This is a genomic window from Kitasatospora putterlickiae, from assembly GCF_039527695.1.
Lineage (GTDB): Bacteria > Actinomycetota > Actinomycetes > Streptomycetales > Streptomycetaceae > Kitasatospora > Kitasatospora putterlickiae.
The window spans coordinates 2356-11173 of the sequence record NZ_BAAAKJ010000023.1; the positions used below are offsets into that span (position 1 = coordinate 2356).

Here is an 8818-nt window from a genome sequence, read left to right on the forward strand (position 1 = left end):
GCCGGTCCCCGGTGCAGCGGACGGCCGCCGCACCGGGGCGCCGCGGCTCAGAGCACAACCTCCTTGAGCAGCCCGATGGCGATGTCGAAGACGAAGCCACGCACGACGTTCGTGTGTGGCATGAATGGGCTGGCTCGGATCCGGGCGGCCGACTGCCCGGACGTCCGCCTCCGGGTCCGCGAAGGCCTCGGCCGCCCACGGCGGCTTGACACCGGCCTCCTCCCGGGTCAGTGCCTCGTGGGGCTGCACGGCCGGTCAGGCCGGGCGATCGAACGATCAGAGCATGACCGGACAGCTGGTGGAGTAGAGGCGGCCGAAGTCAATGTGACAACGGCGGACGATCATGGTCATGCCGGCACCGTACTGTCCGCTGTAGCCTCCCGCCTGAGAATCCGGCATTCTCCGCCTTCTGCGGGAAACCCCGCATCCGGGTCCCGCAACTCCCCGAGTCAGCCCCCACTCACCCGGATCACTCGGCCGAGTCCAGGCAGGGGTCTCCGCGATCACAGTTCCCGGGTCCGTGGAACGACGGGCCACCGCGATCGTCAGACCAGTCGCGGGGCCGGCACACCAAGGATGGCTGCTCGGCTGAACGCCATCGTGGACATGAGCGCTGGAGACTTCGAGAGGACTCCCCCTAGGATCGGCCCGTGTCACAGACCTCGCAGGAAGACCACTACGCGTACGCCGCGTTGCGTCACCACGACGATGCGGTCTACCTGCATGATGGCGGCCGGCTCCCCAACGCCGATCATCATTTCGGCTTCGCTGTCGAATGCGCCCTGAAAAGCCTCATGCTCAGGTACACCCGAGTGTCAATGGACCCGCTCCGACCCGGGGGGCAACCAGCCACCAAACCGTATATCCCCCAGCAGTCCGGCAGGCCGAAGCAAGTCGGGCATCTTCCCGAGGCATGGTCCGATACCGTTGACGTCATATCCGATGCGACGCTTCTCCTTCACGGACGTACCGGCAGCGCCCTCGCCTCGATCCTGGCGGCCTCGGCACCATTCGCGACCTGGAGCGTCCATGACCGCTACAGTGACGGTTCATCCATCGTCGAGACCGATGTACGCGCCCGCCGTGCAGCCTCAGAACTGATTCTTTCCCTGCACGAGCAGGCGCTTATCGATGGAGTACTCACGTGACCATCCAGACCGAGCCGGTCCGATTCGACCAGGCACGGCCTCTCGCGCTCGCGGTGGCCATCGATGTGGCCATGTCCGGCGTCGACGTGCTGGTCGTGCGGGACATCCTCGGCCGCCTCGCATTGCTTCTGGACGACCGGTCGTCCAAAGTCAGTGGCGCTAGCCAGGGACTCTGGGCAGAGCGCCTCACTTCTACCTTGGGTCGCTATGCGGCCGACCGGCCCTTGCTGCTCGCTTCCAAGCTCTTCCAGCCGAAGGCGTTCCTCGCCTCGCCCCGGGCAGCTGCCGATATTCACTATCGCCCGGAACCTGGCCACGGCAGCATCCGATGGCTCGACAACACGGTTGTCGGCGCGGACTGGACCCGTGTGAGCACTCCGGAACAGCGTGCCGGCGATACCCGCACCGCGCGCACCGCGCTCTACGGATTCAAGGGTGGCGTGGGCCGCTCGACGGCGACATTCATGCTGGCAAAGCACCTCGCTGAACAGGGCAACTGCGTCCTCGTCATTGACCTAGACTTGGAGTCCCCCGGCGCGGGGCCACTCCTGGTCGCCGAGGATCAACTCCCCAAGTACGGGATCATCGACCAACTCGTCGAATCGGCGCTCGACAACGAGGCGGGGCTTGATCTGGTGACACAGGCAACGCATTTCCAGCTCCAGAGAAACGGCGAACTCTGGGTGGCCCCGGCGCGCGGACGTGGCGAGCCAGGCTCCGAATACACCTATGTGGACAAGCTCAATCGCGTCTACGCCGATGTTCCGGGTCAGGGCCAGGGCTCCTTCGCCGACCGGTTGGAGGCAGCCGTCCGCTCTTGCGAGGACGCCGTGGCCAGGGAGAGCCGTCGGCCCGACGTCGTCCTCCTCGACAGCCGCGCCGGAATCCACGACATCGCCGCCGTCGCCATCTCGCGGCTGTGCGACCTCGCTCTGCTCTTCGGCAGTGACAACAGCCAGACCTGGGCCGGCTACCGCGACCTCTTCACGGCCTGGCTCTCCTCCGGTAAAGCGCCCGAGATCCGCGAGAAACTCCGAATGGTCGCCTCCATGGTCCCGGACGCCGAGAAGGCCACCTATCTGGAAACCTTCCGCGACCATGCCTGGGAATGCTTCTCGGTCCTCTATGACGACCTGGTCGATGGAGATACGGGCTTCAATCCCAGTCCGGAAGACGCGGCCGCCCCCCACTCGCCCATTCCCATCCTGTTTGCGGCGGAACTCGTCGGCCTCGACGCCGTCTCCACACCTGGATGGGACGACCGCGCGTTTGTGCGGGCCGCGTACGATTCCTTCCTGGAAACCACCACCAACCTGATGATCGAAGGACCGCGATGACCGCCCCGCTTGAAGCCGAGGACTACCGGAACCTCCTGGTTTCCGCGCTGCCCCCCGCCCAGGACGCGGACACCGTCGAGCCCACGCTCCTCAACCTCTTCACTCCCGATACGCACCGCCTCGCCCTCCATGTCGACACCACCGTCGTCCGCGGCGGCCGGGGCGTGGGAAAGACCTTCTGGTGCCGCTCCCTACTCGACGATCAGCTTCGGGACATCGCGGCGGAGGAGTACCGCATCGACAGGCTCCGAAGCCTGCGCGTCTCCCCCGGATACGGCGCCATGCTGAAGCCCGACCTCTACCCGGGGGCCGGCGAGCTTGCGAGCCTGGTCGACAGTGGTGTCCGCGCCTATGATCTCTGGAATGCCGTGCTGCTCGTGACGCTCGGTCAACCGGAGCTCCAAGGGGCCATGGAGTGGCGGGATCGCATCGCCTGGGTCCAGGCCAATCCGGGAGCACGCGACCGCACCATCGCGCGGGCAGACGCCGAAGCGCAGGGCGACAGCACCACGCAGATGATCCTCTTCGATGCACTGGAACACCTTCACCGTGACCGGACACAGGCCGACCGGCTGGTCGCCGGCATCCTCCAGCTCGCACTGGAGATGCGCCTTAGCACCAAGAACATCCGGTGCAAGATCTTCATCCGCCCAGACATGTTCGACGGCGCGCTCCTCCACTTTCCGGACGCTTCGAAGCTGACGTCCAACGCCGCCAGCCTCCAGTGGACGACCACCAACCTGTACGGCCTGTTCTTCCACTACCTCGGAAACCACAACAGCGCGGAGTCCACGGGCTTCCGTGCCTGGACCGGCAGTTGGACCGAGCACGCCGGACGGCATCTCCTTCCATCGACGTTGCTCGGCGACGAGCAGGTCCAGGCATCCGTTTTCAGCGACCTCGCCGGCCCCTACATGGGAGCGAACTACCGGAAGGGCATCACCTATACGTGGCTTCCCAACCATCTTATGGACGGTGTCGAGCAGGTGAGCCCCCGAAGCTTCCTCAACGCACTGAGCATGGCCGTGGACGAGACGCGAGGGAAGTACGCGAGCCATCCGTACGCGATTTACCATGAGGGAATCCGGAAGGGTGTCCAATCCGCTTCGCAGACCCGCGTCAACGAGATCCGCGAAGACATGCCATGGGTACGAACGGTCATCGAACCCCTGGCCGGCCAACAGGTTCCGATCGATCAGGGGCTTGTCCTGGACCTCTGGGCCGCTTCCGACCTGGCAGGCACCCTGGGGCGGGAAGCGGCCCGCGCCAACGCCGGAGGGAACGGAGCAGAGGTGCGCACCGGACCTCGCTACCCGGACGACTACCTCCGGCTGATCGACGAGCTGATCGCACTCGGCGTCATGCGCCGCCGCAAGGACGGCAGGATCGATCTCCCAGACGTGTACCGAATCGCGTTCTCGATCGGCCGCAAGGGCGGCGTTCCGAAGGTGCAGTCATAGGCTCGTCCCGCTGGTCCGGCCTACCGCGAGATCTGCACCGGGAGTAGGGCCGCGAAACACCACGAACGCCCGAAGTCGGGTCCGGCGCATACTGCCGCCGGACCCGAACAGGCCTGGGGCACGGCAACGACCTAGGTCTCAACCGGGCAGGGCCAGCCCCACAGCTCACTGATGGTCCGGCAATGGACACCAAGTCGGTAAGGTTTCACATGTGACTCAATTACTCCTCTTCGGCGGCCGCAGGTGATCCGCCCGTTCCTGCCCGCCGTCGACTATCCGGCGCTGGCCGAGCTGCTGTCGGCCGAGGGGCCCGTGACCGTGACGGTGGCCGGACTCATGGAGCGGGATGCGGCGCTACCGGGCGCGGACGAGCTCCTCACCGACCATCGGGGGCGGCTCACCGGGCACGGCCGGGTGCGGCTGGTCCAGCCCGGCCCCTCGGGTGACCTGCTCGCCTTCGCCACCGCCTGGCGGGCGCCGTGGACGCGGCCCGGCGACGTCGCCTCGCTCGTGGTCAGCGCGCCCGGGCGGGCGCCGGCCTGGCTGCTGCCGCTCTACGACGGGCTGGAGCAGTGGGCGCGCGGGGCCGGCGCCTCCCGGATGCTCGGCGAACTCCCCGACGGGGACTGGGAATCGGTGAACTCCTACGGGACGGGCCCGTCCGATCTGACCGGCCTGCTGCTCGGCCGGGGCTACCGGATGGACGCGCACGTCCGGTCGGCCGTCGCCCCGGTCGGGGCGCACCTGCCCGCTCCGCAGGCGCCGCCCGGCCTGCACCTGGACACCCTCGCCGGCACCACCGCGCCAGAGCCCGAGCGGCAGCTCCACCACCTCTACCGGGAGACCCTGCGGGACAACCCGGGGTTCGCCGACGCCCTCCCGGACTTCGAGCCGTGGCGCGCCCAAGCCCTGGGCGGACCCGGCGCACGGCCCGACTGGGTGTTCACCGCCGAGAGCATGGGGCGGATCGTCGGCGCGACCGTCGTGCACGCCGTGCCCGATCCGCGGGCCTGCCGGATCGACTACACCGGGGTGCTGCGTCCGTGGCGGGGCCGCGGACTGGCCCGGGCGCTCAAGCTGCACGCCGCCCGGCACCTGACCGGCCACGGCGTGCGGACCGCGCACACCGAGGTCGAGGCCGGCAACGTGCCGATGGTCGCGGTGAACACCGCCCTCGGGTACCGCTGGGGGCGGGGCCACTGGCGGCTGGTCAAGGAGTTCTAGGGGCGGACCGGACCCCGGGCGGCGGCGTGTTGGAGCCCTGGTTCGCAGACGACCCTCGACTACTCTGCGTCGATGAGTGATCAAATCATGACACTCGGCGACGAAAGGGGTCACCATGACGGACGACTTCAGTCAGCGACCGGCACCGGAATCCGTGCGCCTGATCGACTTCGAGGAGGCGAAGGTCGTCCCGGGAATCGTTCCGGGCACCTTCATCCTCGTCGTCAGCGGGGAGAAGCCCTACGAGAGCATGACGGTCCGACTGATCCCGCTGGTCTACGTCACCCAGCCCGAGTACTGGGGCATCGAGGTGACCGGCACGCTGCCCTCCGGCTTCCTGCTGCCCGTCACCGCCCCCTACACCGAGGCGCTGCCGCTGGACGGGATCACGGGCACCAGGGGCATCGAGGTGATCGGCGCGAACAAGCGGGAGAGGATCGAACTGCCGCGAGGCAAATGAGCCCGGACCCGCCCGGCGCCGCACGACTGCCCGCCTCCCCCCTGCGGGGTGGCGGGCAGTCGGCCGTCCGGCTCCGGTCAGTCCATCGGCGGCGGGCCCGGGGCCTCCCTCGGGAGCCGGGTCGCGAGCAGCGCGCCGAGGGCGACGGCGGTGGCCGTGGCCAGCAGGGCGATCCGGTAGGGGGCCGGCTCGGCGCCGTGGGTGCCGTCCTCGGACAGGGCGCCGATCAGGGCCGCCGCGCCGGCGATGCCGAACGCGCCGCCGAGCGTGCGGACGATGGTGAACAGGCCCATCGCGCGTCCCATCACGGGCGGCGGCACGTCCGCGAACCCGGCGATCTGCACGGTCAGCACGGCGGTGCCCAGGATCAGGCCGACACCGAACATCAGCGCCCGCACGGCCCAGGCGTTCTCGCCGACGCCGGGCACGGCCAGCGCGGCCAGCACCACGGCCGCCAGCAGCAGGGCGGGCAGCGCCAGCAGGCGAGGACCGAGTCGGGGCAGCAGCCGGTCCACCACCTGGGAGGCGGCCATCAGGCCGATCGCCTCGGGGAAGACGCTCAGGCCCGCGTCCAGCGCCGAGCCGCCGAACGCCGCCTGGTGGAGCAGCGGGAACGCGAACAGCGCGCCCATCAGGCCCGCGGCGGTCAGCAGGGCCAGCCCGCTCGCCGCGCCGAAGGCCCGGTCGGCGAGCAGCCGCAGGTCCACCAGCGGCTCCTCGGCGCGCCGTTGATGACGGACGGCGAGGCCGAGCAGCAGCACGCCGAGCACCCCGGACGCCGCCACCGCCGGGGAGCCCCAGCCGTGCGCGGGGCCGAAGCCGAGCGCGTAGGTGAGCAGGCCGAGGCCGGGGGTGGCCAGCAGGAAGCCGGTGGTGTCGAAGCGGCCGGCCGGCTGCTCCTCCTGGTCGCGCAGCCCGAACAGGCCGATCAGCACGGCCGCCACCCCGATCGGCACGTTCACCAGGAACAGCCAGTGCCAGGAGAGGTGTTCGGTGAGCAGGCCGCCGAGCGGCGGGCCGAGCGCGGGCATCAGCGCGGTCGGCACGATCAGCACCTTGCCGAGGCCCGGCCGCTCGTGCGGTTCGAAGGCCCGGAACAGGAGGGTCATGCCGACCGGGGTGAGCAGACCGCCCGCCACGCCCTGCACCGCGCGGGCGGCGGTGAGCGCGCCGAGGCCGGGGGCGGCCGCGCAGAGCGCGCTGGCCAGGGTGAAGACGGCGAGCGAGCCGAGGAAGACCCGGCGCACGCCGAACCGGTCGCCGAGCCAGCCGGCCACCGGGAGGCCGACGGCGAGGCCTACCAGGAAGGCGGTCTCCACGGCGTTGGCGGCGGAGACGGGGCGGCCGAAGTCGCCGGCGATGGTGAACAGGGCCGGGTTGACGATCGTCGAGTCCAGGCCGTTCATGCACATCGCGGCCGTGTAGACGAGCACCACGGCGAGGCGGCCGGCGAAGAGCGGGCGCGCCGGGGCGGCGGGCGCGCCCGGGGCCGGGCCAGGGGCGGGAGCGGGTCCGGGGCCGGGCTGGGTGTCCGCCTGGTTCATCGGACCGGGTTGAGGTCGGTCCAGTGGGCGGTGATCCAGTCGAGGGCGGCGGCGCGCTCGCACGGCCCGTGGGCGACGGTCCAGCCGTCCGGGACGGCGGCGAAGGCCGGCCAGAGTGAGTGCTGACCCTGGTCGTTGACGAGCGCGAAGAAGTCGCCGTCGCCGTCGAAGGGGCTGGCGGGGGCGTCACTCATGGGGTGGGTTCTCCAGACGGTCTGGTCGGTGGGTGGCGGCTGACGGATAACAGCTGACAGATTTCAATATCTGTCAGCTGTTATCCGTTATCTGAAATCTGTCAGCTGTCAGCTGTCAGCTGTCAGTCGTCAGCGCGGAGTGGAGCGCGGGAGTCGAGCGCGGCGAGGTGCTCCGCGACGACGCCCGCGATGTGCGCGATCGGCTCGGGCAGCGTCATGTCCTTGTGCGAGCAGGCGACGTCGGTGTTCTCGATCCGCCCGGCGACGTACGGCGTCCACAGCTCGGGCACCAGGGTGTCGTCGATGGTGTCGACGGTCGCGCGGAAGAACTGCACGTCACCCTCGAAGCGGCGGTGGTCGTAGCCGCGCACCAGGTGGTTGATGTGGAGGTAGATCCGGTTCAGCGCCTCGACCGTGGCGTCGTCCAGGCCCGCCAGCGGGCTGCCCTCGCGGCGCAGCAGTTCGGTGACGTGGGCGAGTTCGAGCGGCCGGCCGTCGAGGTCCGCGGGCCCGTAGCCGCCCATGGTGAGCAGCGCCTCCAGCGCCTCGGCCTGGTCCGGGACGGGCAGATCGCGGAAGCCCTCGGCCGGGTAGGCGTCGAGCACGGCCAACAGCTCGACGGTGCAACCGAGCTCCTGCAGCCGGGCGGCCATGGCGTGGGCGATGATGCCGCCGGTGGACCAGCCGAGCAGCCGGTAGGGGCCCTCGGGCTGGACCTCGCGCAGCCGGTCGACGTAGTGCGCGGCCAGCTCCTCCATCGTCGCGGGCAGCGGCTCGCCGGAGGTGGCGGCGCCGACGCCCTGTGCCTGGAGGCCGTAGATCGGCACGTCGACGGGCAGGTTGCGGATCAGGCCGGTGTAGCACCAGCTGAGGCCGCCGGCCGGGTGGACGGCGAACAGCGGGTTGCGCCGGCCGGGGGCGGTGGGCCGCAGCGGCAGCAGGACGTCCAGCGCGTCGGTGCCGGGGGTGTCGGCGGAGAGCGCGGCGTCGAGCGCCGCGACGGTGGGCGCCTGGAACAGCGTGCCGATGCCGACCTCCAGGCCGAGCACGGCGCGGATCCGCCCGGCGAGCCGGACGACCAGCAGGGAGTGGCCGCCGAGCGCGAAGAAGTCGTCCTCGACGCCGACCGCCGGAACGCCCAGGACCTCGGCGAACAGTTCGCGGAGCTGCTGCTCGCGCGGGTTGCGCGGGGGCCGTCCGGCGCCGGTCTCGGGCGCGTCGGGGGCGGGCAGGGCGCGCCGGTCGAGCTTGCCGTTGGCGGTGAGCGGCAGGCGGTCCAGCAGCACGACGGCGGACGGGACCATGTGGACGGGCAGGTCGGCGGCGGTGCGGGTGCGCAGTTCCTCCGCGCCCACCCGGTCCGCGCCGGGGGCGAGGACGGCGTAGCCGACCAGGCGCTTGTCGCCGGGCACGTCCTCGCGGACGATCACGGCGGCGTCGGCGACGGCCCG

8 protein-coding genes are annotated in these 8818 nt (G+C 70.4%); 5 read left to right on the forward strand and 3 right to left on the reverse strand.

Annotation, left to right across the window (positions count from 1 at the left end; all coding sequences use genetic code 11):
- Positions 1-650 precede the first annotated feature (650 nt).
- The 5 genes from ABD308_RS02880 to ABD308_RS02900 all read left to right on the forward strand — a co-directional run bounded on the left by ABD308_RS02880 (position 651) and on the right by ABD308_RS02900 (position 5629).
- Entirely contained in the window at positions 651-1148 is a 498-nt protein-coding gene (locus ABD308_RS02880) for a hypothetical protein (protein WP_344325003.1), read from the forward strand.
- Positions 1145-2485: a KGGVGR-motif variant AAA ATPase gene (locus ABD308_RS02885; protein WP_344325006.1), complete on the forward strand. Its 1341-nt coding sequence runs from the start codon at positions 1145-1147 to the stop codon at positions 2483-2485. The genes ABD308_RS02880 and ABD308_RS02885 overlap by 4 nt, the downstream gene beginning before the upstream one ends.
- Positions 2482-3945 (forward strand): hypothetical protein, encoded by a 1464-nt coding sequence (locus tag ABD308_RS02890; RefSeq protein WP_344325009.1) that lies wholly within the window; start codon positions 2482-2484, stop codon positions 3943-3945. The genes ABD308_RS02885 and ABD308_RS02890 overlap by 4 nt, the downstream gene beginning before the upstream one ends.
- A gap of 243 nt (positions 3946-4188) precedes the next feature.
- The gene (locus tag ABD308_RS02895) at positions 4189-5169 is read left to right on the forward strand and encodes a GNAT family N-acetyltransferase (RefSeq protein ID WP_344325012.1); all 981 of its coding nucleotides are present in this window, start codon (positions 4189-4191) and stop codon (positions 5167-5169) included.
- 115 nt (positions 5170-5284) lie between these two features.
- On the forward strand, positions 5285-5629 hold the full coding sequence (locus tag ABD308_RS02900; protein ID WP_344325014.1) for a hypothetical protein: 345 nt from the start codon (positions 5285-5287) through the stop codon (positions 5627-5629).
- 77 nt (positions 5630-5706) lie between these two features.
- On the opposite strand, the gene ABD308_RS02905 is transcribed toward ABD308_RS02900, so the two are convergent.
- The 3 genes from ABD308_RS02905 to ABD308_RS02915 form a co-directional block, all read right to left on the reverse strand.
- Positions 5707-7173, reverse strand: coding sequence for a DHA2 family efflux MFS transporter permease subunit (locus ABD308_RS02905; RefSeq protein WP_344325017.1), 1467 nt, complete (start codon positions 7171-7173; stop codon positions 5707-5709).
- Positions 7170-7367, reverse strand: coding sequence for an MbtH family protein (locus tag ABD308_RS02910; protein ID WP_344325020.1), 198 nt, complete (start codon positions 7365-7367; stop codon positions 7170-7172). Before ABD308_RS02910 ends, ABD308_RS02905 begins: the two co-directional genes overlap by 4 nt.
- Positions 7368-7489: 122 nt before the next feature.
- A partial coding sequence (locus ABD308_RS02915) for a thioesterase domain-containing protein (RefSeq protein ID WP_344325023.1) occupies positions 7490-8818 on the reverse strand: 1329 nt, incomplete at its 5' end.